Source organism: Pseudonocardia sp. NPDC046786 (assembly GCF_040645415.1).
Classification (GTDB): Bacteria; Actinomycetota; Actinomycetes; order Mycobacteriales; family Pseudonocardiaceae; genus Pseudonocardia; species Pseudonocardia kongjuensis.
The window spans coordinates 1-13,464 of record NZ_JBEYYF010000029.1 but is presented as its reverse complement, the minus strand read 5'-3'; the positions used below and the strand labels follow the sequence as shown (position 1 = coordinate 13,464).

At 74.8% G+C, this 13,464-nt stretch carries 13 protein-coding genes; 8 read left to right on the top strand and 5 right to left on the bottom strand.

All coding sequences use genetic code 11. The annotated features are described in order from the left end of the window. Positions 1 to 32 precede the first annotated feature (32 nt). The 5 genes from ABZ881_RS26760 (at position 33) to ABZ881_RS26740 (ending at position 4,713) form a co-directional block, all read left to right on the top strand. Positions 33 to 536, top strand: coding sequence for a Rieske (2Fe-2S) protein (locus ABZ881_RS26760; RefSeq protein ID WP_358488396.1), 504 nt, complete (start codon positions 33 to 35; stop codon positions 534 to 536). After that, a complete protein-coding gene (locus tag ABZ881_RS26755) occupies positions 533 to 1,636 on the top strand; it encodes an amidohydrolase family protein (protein ID WP_358488395.1) in 1,104 nt (367 codons plus the stop codon). Before ABZ881_RS26760 ends, ABZ881_RS26755 begins: the two co-directional genes overlap by 4 nt. Continuing rightward, positions 1,633 to 2,670 carry an amidohydrolase family protein gene (locus ABZ881_RS26750; protein WP_358488394.1) on the top strand — a complete coding sequence of 346 codons (1,038 nt, stop codon included), beginning with the start codon at positions 1,633 to 1,635 and terminating at the stop codon, positions 2,668 to 2,670. Before ABZ881_RS26755 ends, ABZ881_RS26750 begins: the two co-directional genes overlap by 4 nt. Next, the gene (locus tag ABZ881_RS26745) at positions 2,667 to 3,548 is read left to right on the top strand and encodes an alpha/beta hydrolase (protein WP_358488393.1); all 882 of its coding nucleotides are present in this window, start codon (positions 2,667 to 2,669) and stop codon (positions 3,546 to 3,548) included. The genes ABZ881_RS26750 and ABZ881_RS26745 overlap by 4 nt, the downstream gene beginning before the upstream one ends. Before the next feature lie 118 nt (positions 3,549 to 3,666). Further along, complete coding sequence (locus tag ABZ881_RS26740; protein ID WP_358488391.1) at positions 3,667 to 4,713, top strand: ABC transporter substrate-binding protein; 1,047 nt, start codon at positions 3,667 to 3,669, stop codon at positions 4,711 to 4,713. Between the two features lie 54 nt (positions 4,714 to 4,767). Here the strand turns inward: ABZ881_RS26740 and ABZ881_RS26735 are convergent, their stop codons facing one another. Further along, a complete protein-coding gene (locus ABZ881_RS26735) occupies positions 4,768 to 5,385 on the bottom strand; it encodes a hypothetical protein (protein ID WP_358488390.1) in 618 nt (205 codons plus the stop codon). A gap of 148 nt (positions 5,386 to 5,533) precedes the next feature. Between ABZ881_RS26735 and ABZ881_RS26730 the strand changes: the two genes are divergently transcribed. Further along, positions 5,534 to 6,784 (top strand): methyltransferase domain-containing protein, encoded by a 1,251-nt coding sequence (locus ABZ881_RS26730; RefSeq protein WP_358488388.1) that lies wholly within the window; start codon positions 5,534 to 5,536, stop codon positions 6,782 to 6,784. 177 nt (positions 6,785 to 6,961) lie between these two features. Here ABZ881_RS26730 and ABZ881_RS26725 read toward each other — a convergent pair whose 3' ends face one another. The 4 genes from ABZ881_RS26725 to ABZ881_RS26710 form a co-directional block, all read right to left on the bottom strand. After that, positions 6,962 to 7,396: a nitroreductase family deazaflavin-dependent oxidoreductase gene (locus ABZ881_RS26725; RefSeq protein WP_344020386.1), complete on the bottom strand. Its 435-nt coding sequence runs from the start codon at positions 7,394 to 7,396 to the stop codon at positions 6,962 to 6,964. A gap of 39 nt (positions 7,397 to 7,435) precedes the next feature. Next, positions 7,436 to 8,446 (bottom strand): ABC transporter substrate-binding protein, encoded by a 1,011-nt coding sequence (locus ABZ881_RS26720; RefSeq protein ID WP_358488387.1) that lies wholly within the window; start codon positions 8,444 to 8,446, stop codon positions 7,436 to 7,438. 63 nt (positions 8,447 to 8,509) lie between these two features. After that, the gene (locus tag ABZ881_RS26715; RefSeq protein ID WP_358488385.1) at positions 8,510 to 10,621 is read right to left on the bottom strand and encodes a RecQ family ATP-dependent DNA helicase; all 2,112 of its coding nucleotides are present in this window, start codon (positions 10,619 to 10,621) and stop codon (positions 8,510 to 8,512) included. 34 nt (positions 10,622 to 10,655) lie between these two features. Then, a complete protein-coding gene (locus tag ABZ881_RS26710) occupies positions 10,656 to 11,471 on the bottom strand; it encodes a helix-turn-helix domain-containing protein (protein ID WP_358488384.1) in 816 nt (271 codons plus the stop codon). 102 nt (positions 11,472 to 11,573) lie between these two features. Here ABZ881_RS26710 and ABZ881_RS26705 point away from each other — a divergent pair, with 102 nt between their 5' ends. Both ABZ881_RS26705 and ABZ881_RS26700 read left to right on the top strand, forming a co-directional pair. Continuing rightward, positions 11,574 to 12,551: an ATP-binding cassette domain-containing protein gene (locus tag ABZ881_RS26705; RefSeq protein ID WP_358488382.1), complete on the top strand. Its 978-nt coding sequence runs from the start codon at positions 11,574 to 11,576 to the stop codon at positions 12,549 to 12,551. Next, positions 12,548 to 13,351 (top strand): ABC transporter permease, encoded by an 804-nt coding sequence (locus ABZ881_RS26700; RefSeq protein ID WP_358488381.1) that lies wholly within the window; start codon positions 12,548 to 12,550, stop codon positions 13,349 to 13,351. Before ABZ881_RS26705 ends, ABZ881_RS26700 begins: the two co-directional genes overlap by 4 nt. Positions 13,352 to 13,464 lie beyond the last annotated feature (113 nt).

The window sequence follows — 13,464 nt, the reverse complement described above, 5'->3', positions numbered from 1 at the left end:
GCCCGGGTGACCTGCGACATAGCGTCGGGGGCATGCGGATCGTGGTGGCCCGGGTGGACGACTTCGCCCCCGGCGAACGGAAGATCGTCACCCGCGGACGGCGCTCGATCGGCGTCTTCCGGGTCGGCGACCGGTTCTACGCACTCAACAACCACTGCCCGCACCTGGGTGGCCCGCTGTGCCGGGGCCGCACCCAGGCGTGGGTCCGGTCGAGCATGCCGGGGCGCTACGAGCGCGACGACGAGCACGCCCTGATCGCCTGCCCCTGGCACGGCTGGGAGTACGACCTGGCGACCGGCCAGTCGTTCCTCGGCCCGGCGGAGCCGCCCGCCCGCAGCTACGAGGTGAGCGTAGAGCCCGCCGGCGAGGACTGTGCCGGTGCCACCGATCCGGCGCCCGGCGAGCGGCGGCCCGGCCCGTTCGTCGCGGAGACCTTCGACGTGACCGTGGAGCGGTTCGGCTCGGGCGATCACGTCGTCGTCGACACCACGCCGCGACCCGCCCGCACCGTGCCGAGCCCGGGGGAGAGCCCGTGACCACCGCACCCGAGGCGCCGGCGGCACCGCCCCGCCGGCGCACCACCTTCACCATCGTCGACACCGACATCCACCCGACCTGCCCGCCGGCCGAGCTGCTGCGCCGGCTGGACCCGGCCGCCCGGCGCCGCTACGAGCTGTTCGGCAGCCGGGTCCCCGCCCCGCCGGACGTCTACCCGCGGGTCCGCAACTCCGGGTACCGGCTGGACGCCTGGCCGGACGGTGCCTTCCCGGGCAGCGACCTGCAGCTCGTCCGCGACCAGCTGCTGGACGAGTTCGACATCGACCACGGCGTGCTCATCCCGCTGCAGTCACACAGCTGGGGCGCCGAGACGCCGGACTTCGCCGCCTCGCTGTGCCGGGCGCTCAACGACTGGGTGGCCGAGTGCTGGCTGGACCGCGAGCCGCGGCTGCGGTCGTCGATCGCGGTGTCGCTGGAGTCGCCGGACCTGGCCGCCGCGGAGATCCGCAGGCGCGCCGGTGACCCGCGGTTCTGCCAGGTGCTGCTGGCCACCGGCGGCGAGTCCGGGTTCGGCAGGCGCCGGTACTGGCCGATCTACGCCGCGGCCGCCGAGGCCGGCCTGCCGATCGCCGCGCACACCGGCGGACTGGAGCAGCACCGTGGCGCCGGCTGGCCCTCGTTCTACCTCGAGGAACACGTCTGGAACGGCAACATGATGGGCGCGCTGGTCACCAGCCTGCTCTGCGAGGGCGTGCTCACCGAGTTCCCCGAGCTGCAGGTGGTCTGCGTGGAGGGCGGACTGGCCTGGGCGGCGCCGCTGATGTGGTCGCTCGACGACGGCTGGGCCGCGCTGCGCGAGGACGTCCCGCACCTGGACCGGCCGCCGTCGGAGATCCTGCGCGAGCACCTGTGGTTCACCACCCAGCCGATCGAGGAGCCGCGCGACCCGGCCGACCTGGCCACCGTCGTCCGGCATCTCGGGCTGGGCGAGAGGATCATGTTCGCCTCGGACTACCCGCACTGGGACTTCGACTCGCCGCAGGCGGCGCCGCGGCTGTTCCCGCCCGACCTGCGCGAGTCGATCATGGGATCGAACGCCTGCCGGCTCTACGGCCTGCCCGAGCGGGTGGCGTCGTGAGCGTGAGCCTGGGGTCGGAGAGAATCGACACCGACGTCCACTGTGTCCCGTCCGCGCTGGCCGAGCTGGTCGCGCACATGGACCCGTACTGGAGCGACTACACCACCGACGGCGGGGTGTCGCTGTCGCCGACCCAGGGCGGCGCCTACCCGCCCGGCGTCGGTCCCGGCGGGCGGCCGCTGTCCGACGTCGGCGAGCTGGGCGAGCGGGTGCTCACCCCGGACGGCACCGGTACCGCGATCCTCACCTGCACCAGCACCTTCCAGACCAACCGCAACCCGTACTACGAGGCGGCGCTCTGCCGCGCGGTCAACGACTGGCTGCTGGAGCGCTGGCAGGCCCACGATCCGCGGCTGCGGGTGGCGATGGTGGTGCCGACCCTCGACGTCGACGCGGCGGTCGCCGAGATCGGCCGGATCGGCGCCCGATCCGAGGTCGTCACGGTGCTGCTGCCGGTCCGCAACGACACCCGCTGGGGGCACGTCCGGAACCGGCCGGTGCTGCGCGCCGCCGCCGAGCACGGTCTCGTCGTCACCCTGCACGCCTGGGGTCGCGCCGGACAGGCGCCGTCGTCGAGCGGGATGACGCACAGCTACCTGGAGGACTACCTGGCGAACGGGCACGTCGTCGGGCAGGGCCAGCTGGTGAGCCTGGTGACCGAGGGCGTGTTCGCCGAGCTCCCCGGGCTGCGGGTGACCGTCGCCGAGTGCGGCTCGACCTGGCTGCCGCCCCTGCTGTGGCGGTTCGACAAGGACTGGAAGGGCGTGTGGCGGGAAGTGCCGTGGGTGGACCGGCCACCGTCGGAGATCGTCCGCGAGCACGTCCGGTTCACCACCGCGCCGATCCACCTGCCGGCCGATCCGGTGCAGGCCAGGGAGGCGGTCGACCTGCTCGGCCCGGAGCTGCTGATGCACGCCGGGGACCACCCGCACGACCACGGCCCGGGCGCCGACCGGCTCGCCGCGGTGCTGGACGACGACGAGTCGGCCGCGGTGCGCGGCGGGACGGCCGCCGCCTGGTACCGGCTCGGGTGAGCGGGATCGGGCTGCCCGGCCGCGCCCGGGACGTCCCGGCGCCGTCCGGTGCGACGGTGCGGGTCCGGCAGGCGGGGGAGGGACCGCCGGTGCTGCTGCTGCACGGATGGCCGCAGACCTCGGTGATGTGGCACCGGATCGCCCCCGGCCTGCTCGACGGCCGCACCCTGGTGCTGGCCGACCTGCCCGGCTACGGCGACAGCACGCTCCCGCCCGGCGCGGACGTCGCCGTGTCCGGCAAACGGACGATGGCGGCGGATCTGGTCGCGGTGATGGCCGCGCTCGGCCACGACCGGTTCGCCGTCGTCGGGCACGACCGGGGTGCCCGCTGCGGGTACCGGATGGCGCTGGACCATCCGGGCACCGTGAGCGCCCTGGCCGTGCTGGACATCCTGCCGACGGCCGACGTGCTGGCCCGCGCCGACGCCCGGTTCGCCCGCGGGGCGTTCCACTGGTTCCTGCTGTCGCAGCCCGCCGACCTGGCGGAGCGGCTGGTCGCCGCGGAGCCGGAGGCGATCCTCGGCCGCGGGCTGGCGGAGGTCTGCGACCCGGCGGCGCTCACCGCGTACGCCGCCGCCTGGGCGCGTCCCGAGGTGGTGCACGGGATGTGCCAGGACTACCGGGCGGGATTCGACGTCGACGCCGCCGACGACGAGGCCGATCGCGGCCGGCGCACGATCACCGCGCCGACGCTCGTCCTGTGGGGGCGGCGCGGGCCGCTCGGCCGGTCCCCGGACGTCCTGGACGGCTGGCGGGTCTGGGCGCCGGACGCCACCGGGCGGGCCCTGGACGCCGGGCACCTGCTGGCCGAGGAGGCCCCCGGCGAGGTGCTCGCCGAGCTGGCCGCGTTCCTGCCGGCCCGGCATCGACGTCAGTGATCATCAACGTCAGTGATGACGAGCAGGCGGATCGTCTATTTCCGCCGTCCCCGCCGTCCTTCCTAGCGTTGTGGCCGGGGACCGCCACGGATCGCAACGACGCGAGGAGACGTGAGCCATGACCACCACGACCACCCGGAGTGCCCGTCGCATCGGCCGGACCTGCGCCGCCGCGCTGGCCGCCTGCGCGGTGCTCGCCGCCTGCGGCGGGAACGGCGAGAGCGGCGGCGAGCCGGTCACCTTCCTCAACGTGCTGCCGCTGGAGAGCCTGTCGTTCGCCCCCGAGATGATCGCCGACACCCGCGGCCTGTTCGAGGCGCGCGGCCTGGACGTCACGTTCGAGGCCACCCAGGGTTCGGCGCCCGCGATCCAGACGGTGCTCGCCGGCGGCGCCGAGCTGACCCGGATCGGCGACATCGAGACGATGATCGCCGCCGGTGAGCGCGACGCCCCGCTGCTCGCGTTCGGCGAGCCGATCCACACCGGCACCATCCGGATGATCTCCACCGAGGCCGCCCCGATCACCCGGGCCGAGCAGTTCCGCGGCCGGCTCGTCGGAACCCCGTCCGAGGGCGGGACCAGCTCGATCACCCTGGACCTGGTCGCCGGCTCCGCCGGGGTCCCGCCGGAGGAGGTGCCCCGCCAGGTCGTCGGGCTGAGCCCCGGCGTGTTCGATCTCCTCACCTCCGGCCGGGTGGACGCCTACATCGTCTCGCTGGACACCTCGGTGCTCCTCGACCGCACCCGGCCCGAGGCCGTCGTCTACGACCCGAACCAGGACGTCGACGCCGGCGCCCAGATGTACGTCACCTCCGCCGAGCAGATGGCCGACCCGCAGACCCGCGACCGGCTGGAGCGCTACGCCGCCGCCGTCGAGGAGGCCATGCAGTTCATCATCGACGACGAGGCGAACGGGTTCGCCGAGACGATGCGGCTGATCGGCTCGGAGTACGAGGTCCCGGCGCTGGCCGATCCGGAGGTGGCGACGGCCGCGCTGTCCGCCTACGTCGACGCCTACACCGCCGGCGACACGCTGCTCGGCGTCTCGCCGGAGCGCTGGCAGGCGGCCTACGACGAGATCGTCGGGATCGGGCAGCTGCCGCCCGGCCTCGACCCGGGTGCGTGGCTCGACACCACCCTCACCTCCGCCGCCCCCACCCCCTGACCGTCGCCTCCCGTGCGGGTGGGCCGGGGCGGTGCGGGAGCGTGGGCGGCGGGGTCAGTGCTGGGCTCGGGTGCGGGCCTCGGCGATCTCGGCCTCGGTCAGCAGCGGGAGCCAGGCCGGCTCCCGCGTCGAACCGACCAGGTTCTGCCGCAGGCGCATCATCAGCAGCGGACCGCCGTCGGCGACGATGCGGAGGTAGGGGCGCGGATCGGCCGCGCCGAGCGGGCTCCAGCCACGCAGCAGGACCACGTCCCCCGGCCCGATCCGGCTGCGCTGCAGCACATCGGCCCGGTCGCGCTCGGCATGCTCGGTGAGTGTCCCGGTCCCGGCGAGCACCACCGACGCCGTGCAGCCCAGGTAGTAGCGCTGCTCGCGCCGCGGAACCGCGGCCACCGCGCCCCGGGTCACGAAGCTGACCTCGGTCGCTTCGAACGGCGACGCCAGATGCCGGGCCGCCGCGAGCCCGCTCAGCCGGAGCGCGACGTCCGCGATCACCGGGCGGCGCAGCGACGCGATCGCGACGGTGCCACCGTCCCCGGCCGGCTCCGCCGGGAGCGCCGCCGCCTCGGCGGCCAGCGCGCGCAGCTCGTCGTCACCGACGGTCCCGGGCAGCACGACGTGCCGGCGGCCGAACAGCGAGCCGGCAACCGGATGTGTGGAGGGGCAGGTCATCGGTGCTCCTCGTCGAGCGGGACGGTGACGGCGCCGAGCCTAGGAGCACCGCGCGGTGCGCGGGAGCCGCTGCTGACGGGGTCCGGCTACGTCGTTCGTCCCGGGCGGGATTTGTCCTGCGGACGGACTACCCGCAAGGATGCGCGGCATGCGGACGGCGGAGGACGCCCGGGCCCGGCTGGTGGCCGACCTGGAGCGCGACGGCCGGGTGCACAGCCCGCGGATCCGGGCCGCCCTGCAGGCCGTGCCCCGGCACCTGTTCCTGCCCGGCAGCGACCCGCTCGACGCCTACGCCGACGAGGCCGTGCCGATCAAGACGGCCGACGGCGTCACCGTCAGCTCGGTGTCGCAGCCGTCGATGGTGGCGATCATGCTGGAACAGCTGGACGCCGCGCCCGGCCACCGCGTCCTCGAGATCGGTGCCGGAGCGGGCTGGAACGCCGGGCTGCTCGCGCACATCGTCGGCTGCCGCGGGGCGGTGACCACGGTCGACATCGACGAGGACCTCGTCGAGGGCGCGCGCGCCCACCTGCTCGCGGCCGGTCTCGACGAGATCGAGGTGGTCACCGCCGACGGGGCCGACGGGTACCCGCCGTCGGCGCCCTACGACCGGATCGAGCTGACCGTCGGCTCCACCGGCATCCGCCCGGAGTGGGTGCTGCAGCTGACCCCGACCGGGAGGCTGCTGCTCCCGCTGACCGTGCGCGGCAGCCAGCTGTCGGTGGCGTTCGCACGGACCGGTCCGCACCGGCTCGCGTCGGTGTCGGTGCGCAGCTGTGCGTTCGTCCGGCTCCGCGGTGCGGGCGCCGACCCGGGCGCCGACACCGTGCTGCCCGGGTCCGGCTGGACCGTGCAGCACTCCGGCAACGGCGCACCGGACCCCGATCCGGGCGTGCTCGAACGTGCACTGCGCGACCTCGGGACCGATCACCCGTCGCCGACGCCGGGATCGGTGTCGGATCTCTGGGACGGCCTCGGCCTGTGGTGCGCGCTCGCCGAGCCCGCGGTCGTCCGGCTGCTGGGACCGGCCCGCGGGCGGCTCGCCGACGCGCTGTTCCCGCTGGCCGGGGGCCGGGCCGGGCTCGGCGTCAGCGCCGGCGAGGGATGCGCGTTGCTGCTCGCCGAACCCGCCGCGACGATCCGGTCGTTCGGCCCCGGCGGTGCCGCTGCCGCCGACCGGCTGGCCGAGCTGGCGGCCGGCTGGATCGCGGCCGGCCGGCCGCACGCCGCCGACCTGCGTATCGACGCGGCCGTCCCGGGTGCGGAGGACGACCTGCCGGCCGGGGAGCCACTCACCGACTCGGCCGGGACGCTGCTGTACCCGAGCTGGGGGCCGCGGCCCGACGAGCGCACCCCGCCCGGGCGGTCGCGGGCCACCGGGGACACGCCCGCGGGCTGACCGCAGGGTCGCCCGCCACCCGAACCCGGCCGGCGCTGTTCGGGACCACGCCGTGTCGCGTCCGGGGCGTGGTGTCGCATCCCGCCCTCGGCGCCGCACCCCGGCGCTTCGCTTCCCGCACCCCGCGCTCGGCGCCGCACCGGGTGGAAGGGGTGCGCGCTCGCACCCGGGGTGCGGTCAGTCCTTCGGCTCGAGGTGCACCAGCGGGATCTCCCGCTCGGTGCTGCGCTGGTAGCCGGCGTAGTTGCGGTACTTCCCGGTGATCGTCGGCCAGAGCTCGGCCCGCTCCTCGGGGGACGCGACCCGGGCGTGCATCGGCACCCGCGGACCACCCTGCACCGCGACCTCGACGTCAGGGTTCGCCCGCAGGTTCAGGAACCAGGCCGGGTGCTTGTCGTCCCCGCCGCGCGAGGCGACGACGACGTAGCGTCCGTCGCCGTGCACGGGCGCGGTCAGCAGCACGGTGCGCGGCTCGCCGGTCCGCCGGCCGGTGGTGGTGAGCTCCACGACCGGCATGCCCATCGTCGAGTAGCCGACCTTGCCACCGGTGAGCTTGATCAGCAGGCGGTGACCGGCGTTCATCGCCTTCAGCGCGAAGTCCGGAGGGTTCATGTGGTCGAGCCTACTCGCGGGTAGGACATCGGGTCCCGATCAGCCGGCGACCTTCTCCAGCGACGGTCGCAGCTGGTCGAGCAGCCATCCGGTGGACACCGGGTTCGGTGCCTGCAGCGCCACGGCCGTGTCGAGGTCGATCGGGACGTAGTTGCCCTCCCGCACCGCGCGCACCCGCTGCACCAGCTCGTTCCCCTCGAACGTCGCCCGGTCGTCGGCACCGGCGAAGGTCATGATGAGCAGGTCGGCGTCGGAGAGCCGGCCGATCTCCTCGTAGGACACGCCGACGGTGCCGGGCGCGAGATCGTCGGAGGCGGGAGCGTCCTTGAACGACGGCGGGACGTCCAGGCCCAGCGCCCGCACGAACACCGTCGACTGGTTCTGCTCGCCGACGACCATCGGCAGGATCTCGCCGCGCGCCTGGCCGTAGAGGTAGGTCTTCCCGGCGAGCCCGGGGAGCTGCTCGCGGACCTCGGCGAGCTGCCCCTCGGCGGTGGCGATCAGCTCCTCGACCTTCTCCTCCTCGCCGATCGCGCGGCCGACCTGGCGGGCGTCGTCCTGCATGGAGGCGGCGTAGAGGCCCTCGGCCGGGGCGACGACCGGGGCGATCGCGGAGAGCTGGTCGTAGGTCGCCCGATCGGCGACCTGCCACGCGGACACCGCGAGGATCACGTCCGGATCGAAGGTGGCGATCTGCTCGGCCGAGATCGTGGGGGCCTCGCCGCTGATCGACAGCACCTCTGCGGGCAGCGGATCGAGATACGGCAGCGCCGGGCCGGACCCGCTCACGTTCTGCACGGCCCCGACGATCGGGGCGTCCACCGCCTGGGCCACGGCCAGGTCGTTGGCACCGAGCGCGACGATGCGCTGCGGCTTCTCGGGGATCGTCGTCTCGCCGAAGGCGTGCGTCACCGTCACCGGGAACCGGCCGTCGGCGGGGCCCGCCGACGCACCGTCCTCGGACGCGGGAGAGCTGCATCCGGCGAGGACTGCCGCGGCCGACAGGAGCGCGGCGACCACGGGGAACCGCCCGAGCGGCAGTGACGACATGAGGTGTCCCTTCAGTGAGGCGAGGCAAACCTCCATTCGCTCGACGGAGTTGTCAAGGGTCGATCAGCCGGCGACGGCAAGTGTCATCGGGAGCACAGCCGGGGCGCCGGCCCGGCGGACGGCGCGGGCCGCGACCGTCATCGTCCACCCGGAGTCGACGAGATCGTCGACGAGCAGCAGCGGCCCGTCCACACCGGACAGGTCGGGCAGCGCGCCGGAGTCGAGCGCCGACCACACCGCGGCGAGCCGCTGGGCGGAGTTCTCCTTCGGGCCCGGCCGCTCCCCGGCCGGCGGCAGCGACCCGAGCAGCGGCAGCCGGCCGATCTCGGCGATCCGCCGAGCCAGGTGGTCGAGCTGGTGCGGCCGGGTCCGCGAGCCGATCCCGACCACGCCGACCGGGCGCTGCTCCCACTCCCACCCGGCCAGCACCCGGACCACCGCGTCGAGAACATCGGCCGGCACCGGCTCGTCCGGCCCGGCGAGCAGCTCGCGCAACCGGGTGCCCCAGCCGATGTCGGAGAGCCGACCGACCGCCCGCCCGCTCCCGGCCTGCTCGCCCGCCGCGATCCGGCCGGAGAGCGGAACGTCGAGTTCCTTCATCCCGGACGGCCACATCTTGCGCGGCGGGATCTCGATCCCGGGGCGGGTCAGCCGCTCGGCCGCCGCCTGCTCGCCGTCGGCCGGCACGTCGTTCGACCACACCGTGCCGGTGCAGGTGTCGCAGCGCCCGCACGGCGTCGGGTCCGGGTCGTCGAGCTGGCGGCGCAGGAAGACCAGCCGGCACTCGGACGTCGCGATGTAGTCGAGCATCGCCTGCTGCTCGGCCCGGCGGGCCTCGTTCACCCGCTGGTGCCGCTCGGTGTCGTACACCCACGGCTCGCCGGTGGCGATCCAGCCGCCCTTCACCCGCTTCGCCGCGCCGTCGGCGTCGAGCACCTTGAGCAGCATCTCCAGCCGGGTGCGGGACAGGTCCACCCTGGTCTCGATGGACGCCGTCGACTGCGGGTGGTCGGACAGCACGTCGAGGGTCTGGCGGACCAGCGGCTCCGCCGGGAACGCCAGGGACGCGAAGTACGCCCAGATGTCGCGGTCCTCCCGGCCCGGTAGCAGCACCACCTCGGCCCGCTCCAGCGCGCGCCCGGCGCGACCGATCTGCTGGTAGTAGGCGACCGGTGAGGCCGGCGCGCCCAGGTGTACGACGAACCCGAGATCGGGCTTGTCGAAGCCCATGCCGAGCGCGGACGTCGCCACCAGCGCCTTCACCCGGTTCTCCTGCAGGTCGGTCTCGGCGGTCAGCCGGTCCTCCGGATCGGTCTTCCCGGAGTAGGAGCGCACCGCGAACCCGCGCTCGCGCAGGAACTCGGCGACCTCGTCGGCGGCCTGCACGGTGAGCGTGTAGACGATCCCGGCGCCGGGCAGCTCGCCGAGCTTCGCGGCCAGCCAGGCCAGCCGCCGCGCCGGGGTGGGCAGCGACACGACGGCCAGCCGCAGCGACTCGCGGTCCAGCGAGCCGCGCAGCACCAGGGTGTCCTGCTGGTCGCGGCCCATCCCGAGCTGCTCGGAGACGTCGGTGACCACCCGGTCGTTCGCGGTCGCCGTCGTCGCCAGGACCGGGATGCCGGGCGGCAGCTCCGCGATGAGCGTGCGCAGCCGCCGGTAGTCCGGCCGGAAGTCGTGCCCCCAGTCGGACACGCAGTGCGCCTCGTCGACCACCAGCATCCCGGCGCTCGCCGCCAGCTTCGGCAGCACCCGGTCCCGGAAGTCGGGGTTGTTCAGCCGCTCCGGGCTGACCAGCAGCACGTCGACGTCGCCCGCCGCGATGTCGGCGTACACCGCGTCCCATTCGTCGGCGTTGGCCGAGTTCACGGTGACCGCGACGATCCCGGACCGGATCGCCGCGTCGATCTGGTTGCGCATCAGTGCGAGCAGCGGCGAGACGATCACCGTCGGCCCGGCGCCCTGCTCGCGCAGCAGCGCCGTGGCCACGAAGTAGACCGCCGACTTGCCCCAGCCTGTGCGCTGCACGACGAGTGCCCGGCGGTGCTGCGCGACGAGCGCGGAAATCGCCGTCCACTGGTCCTCGCGCAGCCGGGCGCCCGGGCCGGCCAGCTGCCCGAGCACCTCCTCCGCCCGCGCCCGCAGCGCGGCGTCCCCCTCAGCCGTCATGCCCGCCATGCTGCACCCACCCCCCGACAGTTCCGCGTGCGCGTCACCGGGCGCCGCGGCGTCGCAGGTACGCCTCGACGCCGTCGAGCACGATCGTGAGCCCGAAGTCGACGTCGGTGTCCGGGTCGGCGGCGGCGAACCCGTCCCCGCCGCCGGCCAGCGCCTCGGTCAGGTGCGGGTAGTCGGCCGGCTCGGCGAGATGGCGCAGCACGGCCTCGAAGTCGTTCAGCGGGTTCGCCGCCGCCAGCTCGTCCGGGGTGAGCTCGCCGACCGGGGCGTCGGCCGGGAGCCCGCGGGCCCGCCGGGCCCCGGCCGCCGCCGCCCGCCCGGCCTCCACCTGCACCCGGCCCTCGGCGAGCACGTGCTGGGCCAGCAGGCCGATGATCGCCAGCTTCTCCGCGGCGGGCAGGTCGATCCCGCGCAGCACCCCGAACGCCTCGTCCAGCCAGCGCACCCGGTTCGGCCCGGGCTGCACGGTGGCCAGCGGCAGATCGAGGAACCAGGGCCGGGCGAGCACCGCCTCGATCTGGGTGAGCGTCCAGGCGTGCAGACCGGACCGCCAGTCACCGGCGTGCGCGGGCATCGCCAGGTCCGCGGCGATGTGGTCGGCGAGCAGGGCCAGCAGCTCGTCCTTGCTCTCCACGTGCCGGTAGAGGGCCATCGCCGAGTAGCCCAGCGCGTCACCGACCCGGGCCATGGACACCGCCGCGAGCCCCTCGGCGTCGGCGATCGCGGCGGCGGCCCGCACGATCGCGTCGACGCTCAGCGCCGGCTTCGGGCCCCGCCGCGGCCGCTCCGCGCGGCGCCACAGCCTGCGCAGCGTCGGCGGGAGGCCGGGATCAGGTTCGTGCTCGCCCATGCCGCCCATCCTCCCGTCCCGATCCGGCGGGACACCGACGGTGTCCACGGTAAGCAGTTGATGCTATAAACAGTTTGTATCGTAATCAGAAGGGGGACGGCGATGACCGGAACGGATCTCCTCGTGCAGGCCACCGGCCTGCGCAAGAGCTACCGCTCGGTGCGGGTGCTGGACGGCATCGGCCTGGAGCTCGGCCGCGGCGAGGTGCTCGCCCTGCTCGGCCCGAACGGCGCCGGGAAGACCACCACCGTGCGCATCCTCAGCACGCTGGCCCGCCCGGACGGCGGGACCGCCCGGGTCGCCGGGTTCGACGTGCTGTCCGAGGCCCGCCGGGTGCGCGAGGTCATCGGCCTCACCGGCCAGTACGCGGCCGTCGACGGGAAGCTGACCGGCCGGGAGAACCTGACGATGATGGCCCGGCTGGCGCACCTGCCGCGGCGCGCCGTGCGCCCCCGGGTGGACGAGCTGCTCGACGCCTTCGACCTGGCCGCCGCGGCCGACCGCAGGCTGGACACCTACTCCGGCGGGATGCGTCGCCGGCTCGACCTGGCCGCCGGGCTGGTCCGGCGCCCCCGGGTGCTGTTCCTCGACGAGCCGACCACCGGCCTCGACCCGCGCAGCCGGCGCGGCATGTGGGAGGTGATCGAGCGGGTCGTCGCCGACGGCGCCGGCCTGTTCCTCACCACCCAGTACCTGGAGGAGGCGGACCGGCTCGCCGACCGGGTCGCGATGATCGACTCCGGCCGGGTGGTCGCCGAGGGCACCCCGGCCCAGCTCAAGCGCCGGGTCGGCGACGCGGGCGTCGAGCTCACCTTCGCCGCCGGCCCGGAGGCGACCAGGGTGGCCGCGGCACTGGGCCTGCCGGTCCCGGGCTCGCGGACGCTGCGGGTGCCCACCGACGGCTCGGTCGGGCACGTGCGGCAGGTACTCGCCGGCGTCGAACGGACGGGTGCCGTGCCCGAGCAGTGGCAGGTCAGGGCGCCCAGCCTGGACGACGCGTTCCTCGCCCTGACCGGCCGGGCGGCCGGTGGCGATCGCGGGGCCGCGGCGGCCGGTGGCGACCGGGGAGCCGCGGCGTGAGCGCCCCGGTGCAGGCACGGTGGACGCGGTTCGGCCCGGACACCGCGACCATGACCGGGCGGGCGCTGCGGCTGGCGGGCCGCGATCCCGACGAACTCCTGGTCGCCCTGATCATGCCGACCCTGATCATGCTGATGTTCGTCTACGTCTTCGGCGGCGCGATGGAGGTCGGCACCGACTACCTGACCTACGCCACCCCCGGCGTGATCCTGCTCTGCGCCGGTTTCGGGGCGTCGAACACGGCGATCGCGGTCACCCAGGACATGGCCGACGGGATCATGGACCGGTTCCGGTCGATGCCGGTCGCGAGCGCGACGGTGCTGGCCGGGCACGTGCTGGCGAGCGTGGCGCGCAACCTCGTCACGACGGCCATCGTGCTCGGCGTGGCGGCCCTGATCGGCTTCCGGGCCGACGCCGGCATCGCCGCCGGGCTGGGCGCGGTGGGCGTCGTCACCGCCTACATCCTCGCCATCACCTGCGTGTCGGTGTTCGTCGGCGTCGTGGTGCGCACACCCGCCGCGGCCGGCGGGTTCGGGTTCGTGATGCTCTTCCTGCCCTACGTCTCCAGCGCGTTCGTCCCGCCGGAGACGATGCCCGGCTGGCTGCGCGGATTCGCCGAGGTCCAGCCGGTGACGCCGGTGATCGAGTCGGTCCGCGGGCTGCTGGTGGGCATGGGATCCGACGGTGCCCCGGCCGTGGGGCTGGGGTCGACGGTGGCGGTCGCGCTGGCCTGGTGCGCCGGCGCGGCCGTGCTGTTCCTCGCGGCGGCGTCCTGGGCGTTCGCCCGGCGCAGCCGGTGAGCTCGCCGTGGGGTGACCCGGGCCCGCCACTATCCGCGGCCCGGCGAGGACATGGAGGCGGCCGTGCTGCGCGAGTGCGCCGCCGTCCGCTCCGGTGTCGGCATCATGGACGG

Bases quoted from the DNA above. Each gene is read 5' to 3' on its own strand.
- ABZ881_RS26705 (WP_358488382.1), top strand. From the start codon at position 11,574: ATGACCGGAACGGATCTCCTCGTGCAGGCCACCGGCCTGCGCAAGAGC.
- ABZ881_RS26740 (WP_358488391.1), top strand. From the start codon at position 3,667: ATGACCACCACGACCACCCGGAGTGCCCGTCGCATCGGCCGGACCTGC.
- ABZ881_RS26715 (WP_358488385.1), bottom strand. From the start codon at position 10,621: ATGGCGGGCATGACGGCTGAGGGGGACGCCGCGCTGCGGGCGCGGGCG.
- ABZ881_RS26720 (WP_358488387.1), bottom strand. From the start codon at position 8,446: ATGTCGTCACTGCCGCTCGGGCGGTTCCCCGTGGTCGCCGCGCTCCTG.
- ABZ881_RS26760 (WP_358488396.1), top strand. From the start codon at position 33: ATGCGGATCGTGGTGGCCCGGGTGGACGACTTCGCCCCCGGCGAACGG.
- ABZ881_RS26725 (WP_344020386.1), bottom strand. From the start codon at position 7,396: ATGAACCCTCCGGACTTCGCGCTGAAGGCGATGAACGCCGGTCACCGC.
- ABZ881_RS26735 (WP_358488390.1), bottom strand. From the start codon at position 5,385: ATGACCTGCCCCTCCACACATCCGGTTGCCGGCTCGCTGTTCGGCCGC.
- ABZ881_RS26710 (WP_358488384.1), bottom strand. From the start codon at position 11,471: ATGGGCGAGCACGAACCTGATCCCGGCCTCCCGCCGACGCTGCGCAGG.
- ABZ881_RS26730 (WP_358488388.1), top strand. From the start codon at position 5,534: ATGCGGACGGCGGAGGACGCCCGGGCCCGGCTGGTGGCCGACCTGGAG.